Below are 15,704 nucleotides of genomic sequence, written 5' to 3' on the forward strand. Positions count from 1 at the left end.
ACTTGTTTACCATCGCTGGTTGCGCGGCAACAGGTCCCACACGTGTTCGACCGCGTTGACCGTCGCCACCGTCGCCTGGCCGGAGCGCGAGTACAGCAGGCGCGTCACGGACGCGTAGTCCACGGGGAACGACAACAGCCGGGCCGTCCCGAGGATCTCGTGCAGCAGCAGGTTGATCACCCCGCCGTGGCTGAACACCGCGACGGTGTCTTCGGGATCGCCCGCGCCCACGAGGTCGCGCACCGCCGCCAGCACGCGCGCCCGGAACGCGTCCGCGTCGACGGCGCTGGGCAGATGGCCCTGGGCCATCCGCTCCCACTCGCGGGGGTTTTCCGCGCGGATCTGCTCGACGGGGATGTAGACGGGAAGGTCGCGATCGTATTCGGCGAATCGCTCGTCGACCTCGACGGCCAGCTGCCGGGCCGCCGCGACCGGTTCGGCGGTCTGGATGGCGCGCCGCTGCGGGCTGCTGACCACGCGGGAGATGGGGAACCGGCCGAGCGCCTCGGGCAGGCGGGCGACCTGTGCCAAGCCCTCGTCCGACAGGTCGGGGTCGGAGCCCTGGCCGTGTTCGCTGCGCAGCGGCAGCGCGTGCCGGACGAGCAGCACTTGCATGTCTCTCCCTTGCGTCGAGTGGTTGGCTGTGGTTAGGGGCGCCGTTAACTCTCTCACCGCGCCTCGCCGCCGGATCTGGAGGAGGGACAGATGACGCAGCCGGGCATGGATTGGGACGCCGCCTACCGACAGGAAACGCCACCCCCGTGGAGCATCGGCCGGCCGCAACCCGAGCTGGCGGTGCTGATCGACCAGGGCAGGATCCGCAGCGACGTGCTGGACGCCGGCTGCGGCCATGCCGCCCTGTCGCTGGCGCTGGCCGCGCGCGGCTACACGGTCGTCGGCCTGGACGCCAGCGCGACCGCGGTCGAGGCCGCCGCTGCCGCCGCCGCCCAACAAGGGCTGACCACAGCGACTTTCGCGCGGGCCGACGTCACCAGGTTTCGGGACTACCCACCCGGATCCGAGGGCCGCTTCGCCACCGTCCTGGACAGCGGGCTGTTCCACGCGTTGCTGCCCGAGAAGCGCCAGGACTACCTGCGGTCGATCTTCCGGGCCGCCGCGCCGGGGGCGTCGCTGTTCATCCTGGCGTTCGTCGCCGGGGCGCTCGGCGAGCGGGCCGACAGCGACGGGCCCGGCCCGCGCGGCTTCACCGAAACCGAGCTGCACGACGCCGTCGCGACGCTTTGGCGCGTCGACGACGTCCGCCCCGCCAGGCTCTACGGCAACGCGGTTGCGCTCGCGTCGTCCGGCGGTTCGCTGCCCGAGGTCGAGTACGACGGCGAAGGTCACTTCATGGCGCCGGGGTTCCTGCTCAGCGCCCACAAGGCCGAACACTGAAACTCTTCCCAGGCTCGTGGAGAATGCTATTCTCTCTGCGGAGAGCGGGGTGTGCGGATGACGGTCGATCGATGAGCGGTGCCGGCGAAACCCACCTGGATCCCGGGGTGCTGGGGCGGTGGCTGGATGCCAACGACGCGCCCGGCACCGGCGAAGAACCCTTGTTGGAGCAGCTCAAGGGCGGTTCGCAGAACACCCTGTACCTGATCGAGCGCGGCCCCGAGCGCATGGTGCTGCGGATGCCGGGGGCCCGCGCCGACGCCGCCCGCATCGACGGGCTGCTGCGGGAGATCCGGCTGGTGCGGGCGCTGTCGGGCACCGACGTGCCGCACGCGGCGCTGATCGCCGCCGACGACACCGGCACCGTGCTGGGCATGCCGTTCTACGTGATGCGGGCCATCGACGGGTGGAGCCCGATGGACGGCGGATGGCAGGCGCCGTTCGACACCGACCTGCGGGCGCGACGCGGCCTGGCGTTCGAATTGGTCGAGGGCGCCGCCAGGTTGGGCCGGGTGGACTGGCGTGCCCAGGGGCTCGAGGGATTCGGCCGCCCCGACGGGTTTCACGAGCGGCAGGTCGATCGCTGGCTGAAGTTCCTGGACGCCTACAAGGTCCGCGAGCTGCCCGGCCTGGACGAGGCCGCCGACTGGCTGCGCCGCAACCGGCCCGTGCACTACCGGCCCGGCATCATGCACGGCGACTACCAATTCGCCAACGTGATGTTCGCCCACGGTGCGCCGGCCCGGCTGGCCGCGATCGTGGACTGGGAGATGACGACGGTCGGTGATCCGCTGCTGGACCTCGCCTGGGCGCTGCTGGGCTACGACGGCGAGGAGCCGCGCGCCGGCGGGTTCTATCTGGACATGCGGGGCATGCCGACGCGCAGCGAACTGCTCGAGCACTACGAGACCATCAGCGGGCTGTCCACCGAGAACATCGACTACTACCTCGTGCTGGCCAATTGGAAACTGGGCATCGTGCTGGAGAAGACCTATGCGGCCGGGGTGCGCACCGGGAAGGTGGACCCCAAGATCACCGACACCTTCGGGGCGATGATCCCGCAGCTGATCGCCACCGCGGCCGGGCTCGCCCGATCGCTGCCGAGCAAGGGGCGCTGAAATGGGTTACGCGGACCAGCTTTTCGACCTCACCGATCGCGTCGTGCTCATCACCGGCGGCAGCCGCGGGCTGGGGCGCGAGATGGCGTTCGGGGTTGCGCGCTGCGGCGCCGACGTGGTGATCGCCAGCCGCAACATGGACAACTGCGTGGCCACCGCCAAGGAGATCGAGTCCGAGACCGGCCGCTCCGCGATGCCGTACCAGGTGCACGTCGGGCGGTGGGAACAGCTCGACGGGCTGGTCGAGGCGACCTACGACGCGTTCGGCAAGGTCGACACGCTGATCAACAACGCGGGCATGTCGCCGCTGTACGACAAGCTGACCGACGTTACCGAGAAGCTGTTCGACGCGGTGGTCAACCTGAACCTCAAGGGGCCCTTCCGGTTATCGGCGTTGGTGGGCGAGCGGATGGTGGCCGCCGGCCGCGGATCCATCATCAACGTGAGCTCCACCGGGTCGCTGCGCCCCAACGGCGGCATCATCCCCTACGCCGCCGCCAAGGCCGGGCTCAACGCCATGACCGAGGGGCTGGCGCAGGCGTTCGGGCCCACGGTGCGGGTCAACACGCTGATGGCCGGACCGTACCTGACCGACATCAGCAAGGCCTGGGGCCTGGAAGACGACGCCACGAATAGGTTCGGCCACCTCTTCCTGGAACGCGCCGGCGCGCCGCGCGAAATCGTCGGCGCCGCACTGTTTTTGGCCTCCGACGCGTCCAGTTTCACCACCGGCTCGATCCTGCGGGCCGACGGCGGCATTCCCTGAAAGGACCCTGAACGACCCTGCAAACTAGGAGTATTCGCATGCCTTGGGACTTCTCCACCGAACCGGAGTTCGAGAAGAAGCTGGACTGGATCCGCGAGTTCGTGCGCGAGGAGGTGGAACCCCTCGAGGTGCTCTTTCCCGGGTGCGAGTTCCTGCCGCTGAACGACGAGCGCCGCCGCATCGTCGACCCGCTCAAGCAGCAGGTCCGCGACAACGGCCTGTGGGCGCCGCACCTCGGCCCGGAGCTGGGCGGGCAGGGCTTCGGCGCGGTCAAGCTGACGCTGATCAACGAGATCCTGGGCCGCAGCCCGTGGGCACCGATCGTGTTCGGCACCCAGGCGCCCGACACCGGCAACGCCGAGATCATCGCGCGCTTCGGCACCCAGGACCAGAAGGACCGCTACCTGGCCGGGCTGCTGTCGGGGGAGATCTTCTCCTGCTTCTCGATGACCGAGCCGCAGGGCGGTGCCGACCCGCGGGTCTTCACCACCCGTGCGGTCCGCGACGGTGACGACTGGGTGATCACCGGCCGAAAGTACTTCTCCTCCAACGCCTCCGTCGCGTCGTTCTTCATCGTCGTCGCGATCACCGATCCCGACGTGCCCGTCCACCGCGGCGCTTCGACGTTCTTGATCCCGGCCGGAACGCCGGGCCTGACGCTGGAGGCCACCCACCACCTGGTCGGGGCGGACCCGCACGAGCCGGGGCATTCCCTGGTGCACTACGACGGGGTGCGGGTCGGGTCGGACGCGTTGCTCGGCGAAGCAGGCCAGGGTTTCCTGATCCTGCAGACCCGGCTGGCCGGCGGGCGCCTGCACCACGCCATGCGCTCGATCGGGATGGCGCAGCGCGCCGTCGAGATGATGTCGCGGCGCGCGAAAAGCCGCTTCACACAGGGCAGTTCGCTCGCCGACAAGCAATTGGTGCAGGAGTTCGTCGCCGACTCCTACACCGAGCTGATACCGTTCCGGCTGACCGTGCTGCACGCCGCGTGGCTGATCGACAACGGCGACGAACACGCCGCCCGCGCCGAGATCGCCGCCTGCAAGATCCTGGCGTCCCAGGTGCTGAAATCGATTGCGCTGCGCGCGATTCAGGTGCACGGCGCGCTCGGGCTCACCGACCAGCTGCCACTGGTCAACGTCCTGCTGGGCGGCATCGCGCTCGGCTTGGCCGACGGGCCCACCGAGGCGCACAAGGTCAACCTGGCCCGCATGCTGCTCAAGGGGTACGACGCCGAGGACGGCGACTGGCCCAGCGAGTCGCTGGGTGTCCGGCGCGAGGCGGCCCGAGCCAAATACGGTGAGCTCGTTGACTTCTAGTAAGACTTCTAGCCGGGTCGCCGCGGCGGTCGAGCGCGCCCTCGACGACCGGCAGCGGGAGGCCACCGAGGAGGTGGAGCGCATCCTGGCCGCCGCGGTACGGGTGATGGAACGGGTCGCACCCGAACCGCCGCGCGTCAGCGACATCGTCGCCGAGGCCGGCTCGTCGAACAAGGCGTTCTACCGCTACTTCGCCGGCAAGGACGATCTCATCCTGGCGGTGATGGAACGCGGGGTCGGGATCGTCGTGTCCTACCTTCAGCACCAGATGGCCAAGGAGCCCAGGCCGGAGGACAAGATCGCGCGCTGGATCGAGGGCACGCTGGCCCAGGTCGCCGACCCGTACCTGATCAGCAAGAGCCGCGCGGCGGCCGGGCAGATGTCGGCCGGCGCCCACTGGCAGGCGGTCGACCAGGAGATGCTGCGGCCGCTGCGCGACCTGCTGGTCGAGCCGGTCACGGAGCTGGGCAGCGGCGACGTCGATCGCGACGTCGAGGCGGTGTTCTGCTGCACCTCCGCGAAGCTACGACGATACGTCGGTTCGGCGGATCGCCCCGGCCCCGACGACATCGCGCACGTGGTGCGGTTCTGCCTGAAAGGGTTGGGGGTCAACTGATGCGGGCCGTGGTCTGCCGCGCCTACGGCCCACCGGAGGACCTGGTGCTCACCGACGTCGACGAGCCCGTCCCGGGCCCCGGGCAGCTGCTGGTGCGGGTGCGCGCCGCGGCGGTGAACTTCCCGGACGTGTTGTTCGTCGCCGGCAAGTACCAGGTCAAGATTCCGCCGCCGTTCATCCCGGGCAACGAGATCGCCGGCGAAGTGCTCGCCGCCGGGGAGGGCGCGCCGTTCGTGCCGGGGCAGCGGGTTTCCGGGACCACGTTCGGTGCGTTCGCCGAGCGGGCGCTCCTCGAAGCGAGCCAGGCGACGCTCATGCCCGACGACGCCGACTTCGCGTCGGCGGCGGCCTTCGGCGTCACCTACCGCACCGCGTACCACGCCCTGCGCTCGACCGCCGCTGTGGCGGAAGGGGATTGGGTGGTGGTGCTGGGCGCCGCCGGCGGCGTCGGGTTGGCCGCCGTCGACTTGGCCGTGGCGATGAAGGCCCGGGTGCTGGCCGCGGCGTCCAGCCCGGAGAAGCTCGAGCTGTGCCGGCGGCGCGGCGCCGAGGCCACCGTCGACTACGACCGCGAGGACCTGAAGGCCCGCATCCGCGAGCTCACCGGCGACAGCGCCCGGGTCGTCATCGACCCCGTCGGCGGGGCCTATTCGGAGCCGGCGCTGCGCGGGCTGGCTCGCGGCGGCACCTTCGTCACCCTCGGCTACGCCGCCGGGACGATCCCGGCCATCCCGCTCAATCTCGTTCTGCTCAAAGACATCACGATCCGCGGCATGGAGATCCGGACGTTCATGGCCGACCATCCCGACGAGGCCATCCGCGACACCGAGGAGCTGACGAAGATGTTCGCCGCCGGCGTGATCCGGCCCTACATCGGCGCGCGGTTTCCCCTGGCCGAAACCCCAGCCGCACTGCGCTATGTGGCGGAGCGCAAGGTGCTCGGCAAGGTGGTCATCGACGTCGCGTGAGTTCCGCGAGCAGACGCAAAAGCGCCCGATTCGGGCCGAATTCGGGGGCTTTTGCGTCTGCTCGCCGAGGTGACTACGGCGTGACGATGTTGAAATTGGTGTCCGGTTGGTCGAGCGCGCCCAGGAACGCCCGCAACGCCGTCCGGTCACCGGAGATGTCGAGCCCCGGCGAGTCGAAATCCCCGGCCGCGACCAGCAGCAGCCGAAACTTGCTGTCCAGCTTGACCGTAACGTCGGCCGTCGCGGAGTCGGCCGCCACCCGGCGGTGGACGAGCACCCCGTTGCGCAGCCTCAGCCGATAGTTCGCGGCCAGGTCGGCGAACGAGATGTCGACGGCGACATCGAGGTCCCAGCTGCGCGGCCCGTCGACGCGGACGGCGAAGCCGTCGAAGATCTGCTCCGGTGTCAGCTGGGACAGCATGGTCGGTGAGACGACCTGAACGGCGGTGCCGAGATTGCCGTCGCACAACTCGGCCGCCCCGCTGAGGAAGAAGTTTCGCCACGTCGCGTTCTCAGACCCGTAGGCCAGCTGCTCGAGCGTGTCGGCGTACAGCGCACGGGCGCCGTCGTGGGCACTGTCGGTGAACACAGCGTGGTCGAGAAGCGTTGCCGCCCAACGAAAATCGCCGGAATCGAAGGCCGCCTGGGCGAGTTCAACCACCCGGTCGATCCCGCCCATCGCGTCGACGTAACGCGGGGCCAGCGCCTCGGGCGGGTGGGGCCACAGCCTGCCCGGGTTGCCGTCGAACCAGCCCATGTAGCGCTGATAGACCGCCTTCACGTTGTGGCTGACCGACCCGTAATAGCCGTGCGTGTGCCAGGCTCGCTCGAGCCTGGGCGGCATCTCGAACATCTCGGCGATTTCCACGCCTGTGTATCCCCGGTTGAGCAGCCGCAGCGTCTGGTCGTGCAGATACGCGTACAGATCGCGTTGCAGCGACAGGTATTCGGCGATGTTCTCGCGGCCCCAGGTGGGCCAGTGATGCGAGGCGAACACCACATCGGCGCGGCCGGCGAAGGTGTCGATGGCCTCGGTGAGGTAGCCCGACCACGCGTGCGGATCGCGGACCAGCGCGCCGCGCAGCGTGAGCAGGTTGTGCAGGTTGTGCGTGGCGTTCTCCGCCATGCACAACGCGCGGAAACGCGGGAAATAGAAATGCATTTCGGCGGGCGCCTCGGTGCCGGGCGCCATCTGGAATTCGATCTCCACGCCGTCGATGGTGTGGCTCTCCCCGGTCCGCCGGATGTCGAGCGTCGGCACGATCATCGCCACCTCGCCGGTGGACCCGGCCTGGCCGAGGCCGCATCCCACGTGCGCCAGCGGCCCCCGCGGCAGCATCATGCCGTACATGTAGGTCGCGCGGCGCGTCATCGCCGGGCCCGCGTAGACGTTCTCCTGCACCGCGTGCTCGACGAAGCCCTCCGGGGCCAGCACGGCGACCGCGCCGGCGTCGACGTCCGCCTGCGAGGTGACACCCAGCACGCCGCCGAAATGGTCGACGTGACTGTGGGTGTAGATCACTGCGACCACGGGACGGTCGCCGCCGCGGTGGGTGCGATACAGGGCCAGCGCCGCGGCGGCGACCTCGGTGGAGATCAACGGGTCGATGACGATGATCCCGGTGTCGCCCTCGACGAAGGTGACGTTCGACAGGTCGAGCCCGCGGACCTGATAGATGCCCGGCACCACCTCGTAGAGGCCTTGCTTGGCGGTCAGCGACGACTGCCGCCACAGGCTCGGGTGCACGGTTGGGGGCGCCGGACCGTCGACGAAGTCGTAGGCGTCGTTGTCCCAGACCACGCGGCCGTCGGCCGCCCTGACGACGCACGGGGATAACGCCGCTATGAATCCACGATCGGCATTGTGAAAATCCGTGGTGTCGTCGAATGGCAGGTCATGTCGGCGGTGCGCGGACTCGATGATCGCGGTGGGAGGTTTGTGGTCCACCGGAATTACCCTGCCATCGATGCGCCCGCCCCGGAAGAACGCGCGCGGAGCGGGCGGCTTAACCGAATCGAAACATTTTCGCCCGAACCTCTTTTGCGCGGCCCGGCAAACCCGCATACTGCCCAGACGGCCCTCAATGCCGGGGGCCGCAACGAACGGGCAAAGGAGAACAGGTGAAGCGTGAACTGACGATCGCGGTTGCCGGCGCGGCGATTCTGGCCGCGGGCATTTCTGGCTGTTCGAGCAACAAGTCGAGCACCGGCGGGGGCGCGACCTCCTCGGGCGCCAGCGCATCGGCAAGCGCCGGCGGCGGGCCGACGGTCACCATCGACGGGAAGAACCAGAACGTGAGTGGCTCGGTGGTCTGCACGACGGCGGGCGGCAACGTCAACATCGCGATCGGTGGGGCCGCGACCGGCATTGGCGCCGTGCTCACCGATGCCAATCCTCCCCAGGTGAAGTCGGTCGGGCTGGGCAACGTCAACGGCGTGACGCTCGCGTACACGTCGGGGACGGGCCAGGGCAATGCCTCGGCGACCAAGGACGGCAACCACTACAAGATCACCGGGACCGCGACGGGCGTCGACATGGCCAACCCGATGCAACCGGTGAACAAGCCGTTCGAAATCGACGTGACTTGTTCAAGCTGACCTAGGAGTTGGACGCGGGCGGTTGCCACCCGTTGAGGGGCAACCGCACCGTGAACTCGGTATGACCGGGTGAACTGCTCACGGTGATGGTTCCGTTGTGCGCCTTGACAACTGCGGACACGATCGCCAGGCCCAGCCCGGTGCTGCCGCCCTTGCGGGAGCGCGACGAGTCGCCGCGGGCGAACCGCTCGAACACCTCCGACTGCAACTCGGCGGGAATGCCGGGGCCGTTGTCGCTCACCTGCAGCACGGAATGCGTCGGCTCGGTGCTCAATCGCGTCGTCACGACGGTGCCCGCGCCGGTGTGGGTGCGGGCGTTGGCAAGCAGGTTGGTCACCACCTGGTGCAACCGCGCCGCGTCCCCGGTGACGACCACCGGCTCCTCGGGCAGGTCGAGTTCCCACTGGTGATCGGGCCCGGCGACGTGCGCGTCGCTGACCGCGTCGACGGCGAGGCGCGACAGGTCCACCGGTTCCCGTTCCAGCGGCCGACCCGAGTCCAGCCGGGCCAGCAACAGCAGGTCCTCCACGAGGCGCGTCACCCGCTCCGTCTCCGATGCCACCCGGCTCATGGCGTGCTCCACCGCCTCGCGGTCGTCACCCATGCGTTGGGTCAGTTCGGTGTAGCCGCGGATCGCGGCGAGCGGTGTGCGCAGTTCGTGACTCGCGTCCGCGACGAACTGCCGCACCCGCGTCTCGCTGGCCTGGCGCACCCGCAGCGCGTCGGCGATGTGGTCGAGCATCCGATTCAGCGCCGTGCCGAGCTGGCCCACCTCGGTGGACGGATTGGCGTCGGATTCGGACACCCGCACCGGCAGCTCGACCTCACCGCGGGCCAACGGTAGATCCGCGACCTTGCGGGCGGTTTGCGCGACGCGGCGCAGTGGCGCCAGCGCCCGCCTGATGATGATGAGCCCGGCGATCGTCGCGGCGGTCAACGCGACCACGGTGACGATCCCGAAGATGACCAGCATCCGGATCAGGGTGGCGTCGATGTTGGCCATCGACAGGCCGGTGACGATCACGTCGCCGCCGCGCCGGCTCGGGGCGGCGACCACGCGGTAGCGGCCGAGGCCGTCGAGGTCCAGGGTCACCGGGCTGCGGCTGCCCGCGATCGCCGCCAACTGGGCCTGCGCCCGCTCGCTCAGCGCGGCCCGGGCGCCGCTGCTGGTCGTGTAGCCGGCGTCGACGGTCTTGCCGTTGCTGACCACGGCGGCGACCATGCCCGCCGGCTGACCGGGCGCATCGAGGAACCGTGGGCCGGGGCCGGGGCTGGGCCGCGGATAGTTCGGATGGTTGTGGTGCCATTGCGAATGGTTGGGTTCGGGATACATCAGCGCCGACCGGTACGAGGTGCCGGCGAGCTGGCCGTCGAGCTGCTTCACGAGGTGGTGGTTGAGCGCGAGCTCGGTCGCCCCGGCGATCCCGATGCAGACCAGGGCGAGCACGATGACCTGCCCGACCAGGAGCCGCAGCCGAAGCGACCAGGCTCGCCGTGCCTTAGCGGGCGGGCTTGAGGACATAGCCCGCGCCGCGCAGCGTGTGGATCATGGGTTCGCGACCGTTGTCGATCTTCTTGCGCAGGTAGGAAATGTAGAGCTCGACGATGTTGGAGCGGCCGCCGAAGTCGTAGCTCCACACCCGGTCGAGGATCTGCACCTTGCTCAGTACCCGTTTGGCGTTGCGCATCATGAACCGCAGCAACTCGAACTCGGTAGAGGTCAACGAGATTGGCTCGCCGCCGCGTGTCACCTCGTGGCTGTCCTCGTCCAGCACCAAATCCCCGACCACCAGTTGCGCGCCGCTGTCGACCGTCGTCACGCCGGTGCGCCGCAGCAGCGCCCGCAGCCGCAGCACCACCTCTTCGATGCTGAACGGTTTGGTGACGTAGTCGTCGCCGCCGGCGGTCAGCCCGGCGATGCGGTCCTCCACCGCGTCCTTGGCCGTCAGCAGCAGCACCGGCAGGTGCGGGTTGTCCTCGCGCAACTTGTGCAACACGTCGAGCCCGCTCATGTCGGGCAGCATCACGTCGAGGACGACCACATCGGGCCGCTGGGTGCGGGCCGCGGCGACGGCCGACGCTCCGTCGCCGGCGGTGGCGATGTTCCAGCCCTCGTAGCGCAGCGCCATCGCGACCATCTCGGCCAGGACGGATTCGTCGTCGACGACGAGCACGTTGATCGGGTTGCCGTCCGCGCGGCACATGACGACCCGCTCAGCGGAGGCTCGGGGCGGCGTCGTCACAGCCTCCAGTATCCGCTCGCGACTTGGCCGCGGCTATGCGAAGCCTTTGCGTGTCCTGTGAAAGACCGCTATCGGCGATCGGTGGCTAGTACCAGTACCGCCGGCCGGCGACCGGGCGGCCAACGGAGCCCAGAATCCACAGCACCGCGCCGATCACCAGCAAGATGACTCCAAGCACCCATAACAAATGAATGCCGAAGACGAATCCGAGGATAAGCAGAACCACACCTAAGACGATCATGACGACTTCCTTTTACTCGAGGGGTTTCTTTAACTCAGTGCTCCCATTGAGCTGGGTTGCGGCACACGGCAGTCCTTGACTTTCGGATTGACCCCTGCGTAATTCAAGGGCCCGGCAATCACTGTCAATGCGATGTTTCCCGCTGTGGCACAACTTGTGTCGCCACCCTTGAAGTAGTCGCGCTGCCACGCCGCGAATACTCCAATGATCAGCCACACCAGCACAATCGTCCCGATAATTCCGCCTCCGCGCATGGCGACCTCCGTTGTGTTCGAGAAAAAATTTCTCGTGAGCCGGGGTTTACCCGTTGAACTCGTGTCTAAACATCGGCGCGGGTACGCCGTTTCCCGTCGCTCCCAATGGAGCTCGCGCTAGGAATGGTCGGCGAGCCACGCATCGGCGCGCCTCTTCGACGCCCGGGATAGCCACGCGTCCTGAATCAGCTCGGTCAATTCCGTCTTGCTGATTTCCGGCAGCCGGCAGGCCCGCACCAGGACCGAGGGGTGCCCGTCGAAATGGGCCGTGCTGAAGAACGGCGACGCGGGATCCTGGATCAGCGCCAGCTTGTCGCTCTCCGACTCGACCCAGAACATGATCACGTCGGCGTAGCGTTCGCCGGTGCGCGGATCGGTCGCATCCGGCTGGGGAGTCCGGAAGAACACGAACGACTTTCCGCCCACCTGATAGATGGCGTTACCCTTCGGCCCCTGCAGCCGTTTGACGTGGGGCATGGACGCGGCGATTCGATGCACGTCGCTCAGCCGGGCGGGCCGATCAACCATGGCGACGATGCGCGGAGACGTACAGGGTGGGCGGCATCGCGTCCTCGGCCCCGTCCGGAACGTCGCGGCCGTAGCGGGCCATCAGCTCCTCGAAGGTCGCCGTCGACACGTCCCAGCCGCGCTCGTGCAGCCAGCGGTCGACGGGGGTGCGCTCCTCGGGGTACCAGAGGTCGTCGAAGTCGGTGATCTCGGTGTTGACCAGCTTGGCGGCCGCGGCCCGCATGCGCTGCATGTCCTCGCGCTGGCGCCGCACCCGGTCGGCGTCGGTGAAGCCCTCGCTGGGCACGTTGGCGGCCACCCGGCTGCCCGCCACGCTGAGCGAATGGATCCGCTCGAACAACTGGTCCTGGGCCCGCGCCGGCAGGTAGCGGACCAGGCCCTCGGCCGACCATACGCAGGGTAGTGACGCGTCAAACCCCGCCTCCCGCAACGCCTTTGGCCAATCCTGGCGCAGGTCGATCGGCACGTTCACCAATCGCGCCGTCGGCTGCGCGCCGTGCTCGCGCAGCGTGTTCGACTTGAATTCCAGCACCTTGGGCTGGTCGAGCTCGTAGACGACGGTGCCGTCGGGCCACGGCAGCCGCCAGGCGCGCGCGTCCAGGCCGGCCGCCAGGATCACCGCCTGCCGGACGCCGGAGCGCGCCGCGTCGAGGAAGAACTCGTCGAAAAACGCTGTCCGCGTGGCCATGAAGTCGACCATCAGCCGCAGCCGCGCCCGCATGTCCGGTTCGAGTTCGGCCGCCTTCGCCAGCAGCTTGGGGTCCGCGTAGATGCTCCACATCCCCTCCCCCGCGGCTTCGACGAACAGCCGCGCAAACGGGTCGTTGATGAGCGGATGCTCGCTCGCGGTCTCCGCGGCGCGGGCCGCGGCGACACCCAGCGCGGTGGCTCCCACGCTTTGGGTGATGTCCCAGGAGTCGTCGTCGGTCCGCGGCATCGGCATTCCCCTCCAAGCCCGAAAGTCCGTTGATTCCACACACTAGGCTTCTTCGCAGACGTCCCTGGGAAAGGAGTCGCAATGACGCGCACGCCGCAGGAGGTATTCGCCCACCACGGAAAGGCGCTGGCCGCCGGCGACCTCGACGAGATCGTCGCCGACTACGCCGACGATGCGGTGTTGATCACGCCGGCCGGCGTCGCGCGCGGCAAGCACGGCGCACGCGAGGTCTTCGCCCAACTGCTGGACAAACTGCCCGATGCGGCTTGGGACCTGAAAACCCGGATCTTCGGGGGCGACGTGCTGTTCCTCGAGTGGGCCGCCGATTCGGCGCTCAACCGGGTCGACGACGGCGTGGACACCTTCGTGTTCCGCGACGGCATGATATGGGCGCAGACGCTCCACCACACCCCGCAGCCCAAGGGATGAGCGTGGACCTGAAAGCCGTCGCGGACTGGATGTCCGCGCAGGGGCTGGGCGAAGGGCCGCTGGAGGATGTCTCCGCCGTCACCGGCGGGACGCAGAACGTCATGCTGCGGTTCACCAGGTCCGGCCGGCCCTACGTGCTGCGCCGCGGGCCGCGGCACCTGCGTCCGCGCAGCAACAGCGTGATCCTTCGCGAGACCAAAGTCCTTGCGGCACTTGCCGGTTCCGACGTGCCGCATCCGCACCTGATCGCCACCTGTGCCGACCCCGGCGTACTCGGTGACGCCGTCTTCTACCTGATGGAGCCCGTCGACGGGTTCAACGCCGGGGAGGGGCTGCCGCCGTTGCACGCGGGCGATGCCGGCGTGCGGTTCCAGATGGGGCTGTCGATGGCCGACGCGCTGGCGAAGCTGGGCGCCGTCGACCACGTCGCCGTCGGTCTCGCCGATTTCGGCAAGCCGGAGGGCTTCCTGGAACGCCAGGTGCCGCGCTGGCTTTCGGAGCTGGACTCCTATCGGGAGTACGAGAACTACCCGGGCCCCGACATCCCCGGGGTCGATCGGGTGGCGGCGTGGCTGGAGCGCCGCCGGCCGACCACCTGGAAGCCGGGCATCATGCACGGCGACTATCACGCCGCCAACGTGATGTTCTCCAACACCGGGCCCGAGGTGGTCGCCATCGTCGACTGGGAGATGTGCACGATCGGCGACCCGCTGCTGGATCTGGGCTGGCTGCTCGCGACCTGGCGCCAGCCCGACGGGTCCGCCGTGTTCAGCCACGCGCTGGGCAGTCAGTCGGGGCTGGCGAGCACCGACGACCTGTTCGAGCGGTACGCCGCCAACACCACCCGCGACCTGTCGCACATCAACTGGTACGTCGTGCTGGCCTGCTTCAAGCTCGGCATCGTCATCGAGGGCACGCTGGCCAGGGCGTGCGCCGGGAAGGCCGAACGGGAGGTCGGCGACCAGCTGCACGCGGCCACGGTGCATCTTTTCGAACGGGCACTGACGCTGATCGACAACGAGACCTGAGCTACTAACATCTCCCTTCGTGCCGCCCTACCCCGAGAACCCCGACTACTACTCCGAGCCGACCCAGGCCGCGCGCTACGGCGGGTCCGACTACGGCGGTTACGAACCCGAACCGCCGCAGCCCCCGACGCCGTGGTACCGCCGCCCGGCGGCGCTGGTCGCGGCGGGCGCGGTCGGGGCGATCGTGCTCGCGCTGGTGGCATACGCGGTGGTCAAGCTGGTGAGCGGGTCGCCGGCGCCCAGCCCCGCGGTTACGACGACGCCGCCCGTCTCCACCACCGCCGTGACGACGACGTCCGCCGCGCCGCCCCGGCACCACGGGGGTGGGGGCGGCGGGGCGCCGACTCAGACCGTCACCGAGACGGCCCCTCCGCCGAGCACCGACACCGGCACCCCGAGCACCGACACCGGCACTCCAACGACGACGGTCCCGCCGGAGACGAGCACCGTCACCGTTTCGCCGAGCACCGAAACGAGCACGGTCACGCAGACCGTGACCATCCCACGGCTGCCGTTCGTGCCTCGGCCTTAGGGATTTGCGCGCCTGGCAACCACCACCGTCGGGCCCATCCGCAGGGTTCGGAAGTCGACGGTGATGCCCGGGTCGGCATGTTCCGCGAGCGCACGCAGTGCCGACGGGCTGTAGGCGCGAAGCGAACTGATGAACCCGTCATGGATCAGCGGCACTAGCCGAGTGAATGGGAAAACCGTTGCCAGGACCAGCAAGTGGACCGGCGCCGGGGGTCGGCGGAGATCGACGATCAACAACTTGCTCGCCACCCGGGTTCCTTCGGCGAACACCCGGGCGGCCAGTTCGGGCGGCAGGTGGTGCAGGGACAGCGAGAACACCGCGAGGTCGTAGTAGCCGTCGGACGCGTCGATCGCGGTGGCGTCCATTCTTCGCACCGTCGCGCGTGGATGGCTGCCGAGATCGCCGGCCTCGATCGCGGCCACAAACATGGGATCGATGTCGGTGACCGTCAGCTGAGCCGTGGGATGACTCTCGAGCAGCTTGCGCGACAGCCCGCCGAGCCCGGCCCCCAATTCCAGGATCTTTGGCGAGGCGACGTCGGCCACCTCGTCGAGCACTACCCGACTGATCCTCGCGTAGGCACCGATCCGTCGTCGCCCCGCGCCGCGTTCCAGTGTTTGGAGCACCTTCTGCTTCAGCTCGTCGACGTCGTCGCGGTCCAGGTACTCCAGCCGGTCGGTCTGCAACCGCCGGTCCAGCCAGGAGGCATTCGGCCCACCCCGGGGCATG

The 15,704-nt window shown here is 68.9% G+C and carries 19 protein-coding genes; 10 read left to right on the forward strand and 9 right to left on the reverse strand.

What is annotated here, in order from left to right:
* Positions 1–6 precede the first annotated feature (6 nt).
* Positions 7–615 (reverse strand): histidine phosphatase family protein, encoded by a 609-nt coding sequence (locus OQ968_RS16610; RefSeq protein ID WP_324679717.1) that lies wholly within the window; start codon positions 613–615, stop codon positions 7–9.
* Positions 616–705: 90 nt separating this feature from the next.
* Between OQ968_RS16610 and OQ968_RS16615 the strand changes: the two genes are divergently transcribed.
* The 6 genes from OQ968_RS16615 to OQ968_RS16640 all read left to right on the forward strand — a co-directional run bounded on the left by OQ968_RS16615 (position 706) and on the right by OQ968_RS16640 (position 6,185).
* Positions 706–1,395: a class I SAM-dependent methyltransferase gene (locus OQ968_RS16615; protein WP_324679718.1), complete on the forward strand. Its 690-nt coding sequence runs from the start codon at positions 706–708 to the stop codon at positions 1,393–1,395.
* Between the two features lie 71 nt (positions 1,396–1,466).
* Positions 1,467–2,513, forward strand: a complete 1,047-nt coding sequence (locus OQ968_RS16620; protein WP_324679720.1) for a phosphotransferase family protein — start codon at positions 1,467–1,469, stop codon at positions 2,511–2,513.
* Between the two features lies 1 nt (position 2,514).
* Complete coding sequence (locus OQ968_RS16625) at positions 2,515–3,279, forward strand: SDR family oxidoreductase (protein WP_324679722.1); 765 nt, start codon at positions 2,515–2,517, stop codon at positions 3,277–3,279.
* Positions 3,280–3,317: 38 nt separating this feature from the next.
* Positions 3,318–4,601, forward strand: a complete 1,284-nt coding sequence (locus tag OQ968_RS16630; RefSeq protein WP_324679724.1) for an acyl-CoA dehydrogenase family protein — start codon at positions 3,318–3,320, stop codon at positions 4,599–4,601.
* Positions 4,591–5,217 carry a TetR/AcrR family transcriptional regulator gene (locus tag OQ968_RS16635; protein ID WP_324679726.1) on the forward strand — a complete coding sequence of 209 codons (627 nt, stop codon included), beginning with the start codon at positions 4,591–4,593 and terminating at the stop codon, positions 5,215–5,217. Before OQ968_RS16630 ends, OQ968_RS16635 begins: the two co-directional genes overlap by 11 nt.
* Positions 5,217–6,185 carry an NADPH:quinone oxidoreductase family protein gene (locus OQ968_RS16640; RefSeq protein WP_324679728.1) on the forward strand — a complete coding sequence of 323 codons (969 nt, stop codon included), beginning with the start codon at positions 5,217–5,219 and terminating at the stop codon, positions 6,183–6,185. Before OQ968_RS16635 ends, OQ968_RS16640 begins: the two co-directional genes overlap by 1 nt.
* Positions 6,186–6,258: 73 nt before the next feature.
* Here the strand turns inward: OQ968_RS16640 and OQ968_RS16645 are convergent, their stop codons facing one another.
* Positions 6,259–8,139: an alkyl/aryl-sulfatase gene (locus OQ968_RS16645; protein ID WP_324679796.1), complete on the reverse strand. Its 1,881-nt coding sequence runs from the start codon at positions 8,137–8,139 to the stop codon at positions 6,259–6,261.
* Positions 8,140–8,306: 167 nt separating this feature from the next.
* On the opposite strand from OQ968_RS16645, the gene OQ968_RS16650 reads away from it, so the two are divergent.
* A complete protein-coding gene (locus OQ968_RS16650) occupies positions 8,307–8,783 on the forward strand; it encodes a lipoprotein LpqH (RefSeq protein ID WP_324679730.1) in 477 nt (158 codons plus the stop codon).
* A gap of 1 nt (position 8,784) precedes the next feature.
* On the opposite strand, the gene OQ968_RS16655 is transcribed toward OQ968_RS16650, so the two are convergent.
* The 6 genes from OQ968_RS16655 to OQ968_RS16680 form a co-directional block, all read right to left on the reverse strand.
* Positions 8,785–10,305 carry a HAMP domain-containing sensor histidine kinase gene (locus tag OQ968_RS16655; protein ID WP_324679732.1) on the reverse strand — a complete coding sequence of 507 codons (1,521 nt, stop codon included), beginning with the start codon at positions 10,303–10,305 and terminating at the stop codon, positions 8,785–8,787.
* Positions 10,283–10,987: a response regulator transcription factor gene (locus OQ968_RS16660; protein ID WP_324679798.1), complete on the reverse strand. Its 705-nt coding sequence runs from the start codon at positions 10,985–10,987 to the stop codon at positions 10,283–10,285. The genes OQ968_RS16655 and OQ968_RS16660 overlap by 23 nt, the downstream gene beginning before the upstream one ends.
* 124 nt (positions 10,988–11,111) lie before the next feature.
* Positions 11,112–11,267 (reverse strand): DUF6131 family protein, encoded by a 156-nt coding sequence (locus OQ968_RS16665; RefSeq protein WP_324679734.1) that lies wholly within the window; start codon positions 11,265–11,267, stop codon positions 11,112–11,114.
* Positions 11,268–11,296: 29 nt separating this feature from the next.
* Positions 11,297–11,521, reverse strand: a complete 225-nt coding sequence (locus OQ968_RS16670) for a hypothetical protein (RefSeq protein WP_324679736.1) — start codon at positions 11,519–11,521, stop codon at positions 11,297–11,299.
* Between the two features lie 117 nt (positions 11,522–11,638).
* The gene (locus OQ968_RS16675) at positions 11,639–12,049 is read right to left on the reverse strand and encodes an MmcQ/YjbR family DNA-binding protein (RefSeq protein ID WP_324679738.1); all 411 of its coding nucleotides are present in this window, start codon (positions 12,047–12,049) and stop codon (positions 11,639–11,641) included.
* Positions 12,042–12,986 carry a class I SAM-dependent methyltransferase gene (locus OQ968_RS16680; RefSeq protein ID WP_324679740.1) on the reverse strand — a complete coding sequence of 315 codons (945 nt, stop codon included), beginning with the start codon at positions 12,984–12,986 and terminating at the stop codon, positions 12,042–12,044. Before OQ968_RS16680 ends, OQ968_RS16675 begins: the two co-directional genes overlap by 8 nt.
* Positions 12,987–13,067: 81 nt before the next feature.
* Between OQ968_RS16680 and OQ968_RS16685 the strand changes: the two genes are divergently transcribed.
* The 3 genes from OQ968_RS16685 to OQ968_RS16695 are packed head-to-tail and all read left to right on the forward strand — an operon-like array spanning position 13,068 to position 14,975.
* The gene (locus OQ968_RS16685) at positions 13,068–13,415 is read left to right on the forward strand and encodes a nuclear transport factor 2 family protein (RefSeq protein WP_324679742.1); all 348 of its coding nucleotides are present in this window, start codon (positions 13,068–13,070) and stop codon (positions 13,413–13,415) included.
* The gene (locus OQ968_RS16690) at positions 13,412–14,443 is read left to right on the forward strand and encodes a phosphotransferase family protein (RefSeq protein ID WP_420715931.1); all 1,032 of its coding nucleotides are present in this window, start codon (positions 13,412–13,414) and stop codon (positions 14,441–14,443) included. The genes OQ968_RS16685 and OQ968_RS16690 overlap by 4 nt, the downstream gene beginning before the upstream one ends.
* 19 nt (positions 14,444–14,462) lie before the next feature.
* Positions 14,463–14,975, forward strand: coding sequence for a hypothetical protein (locus tag OQ968_RS16695; protein ID WP_324679744.1), 513 nt, complete (start codon positions 14,463–14,465; stop codon positions 14,973–14,975).
* Here OQ968_RS16695 and OQ968_RS16700 read toward each other — a convergent pair.
* Positions 14,972–15,703 carry a methyltransferase domain-containing protein gene (locus OQ968_RS16700; RefSeq protein WP_324679802.1) on the reverse strand — a complete coding sequence of 244 codons (732 nt, stop codon included), beginning with the start codon at positions 15,701–15,703 and terminating at the stop codon, positions 14,972–14,974. The genes OQ968_RS16695 and OQ968_RS16700 overlap by 4 nt on opposite strands.
* Position 15,704 lies beyond the last annotated feature (1 nt).

This window comes from Mycobacterium sp. 663a-19 (genome assembly GCF_035616495.1).
Classification (GTDB): Bacteria; Actinomycetota; Actinomycetes; order Mycobacteriales; family Mycobacteriaceae; genus Mycobacterium.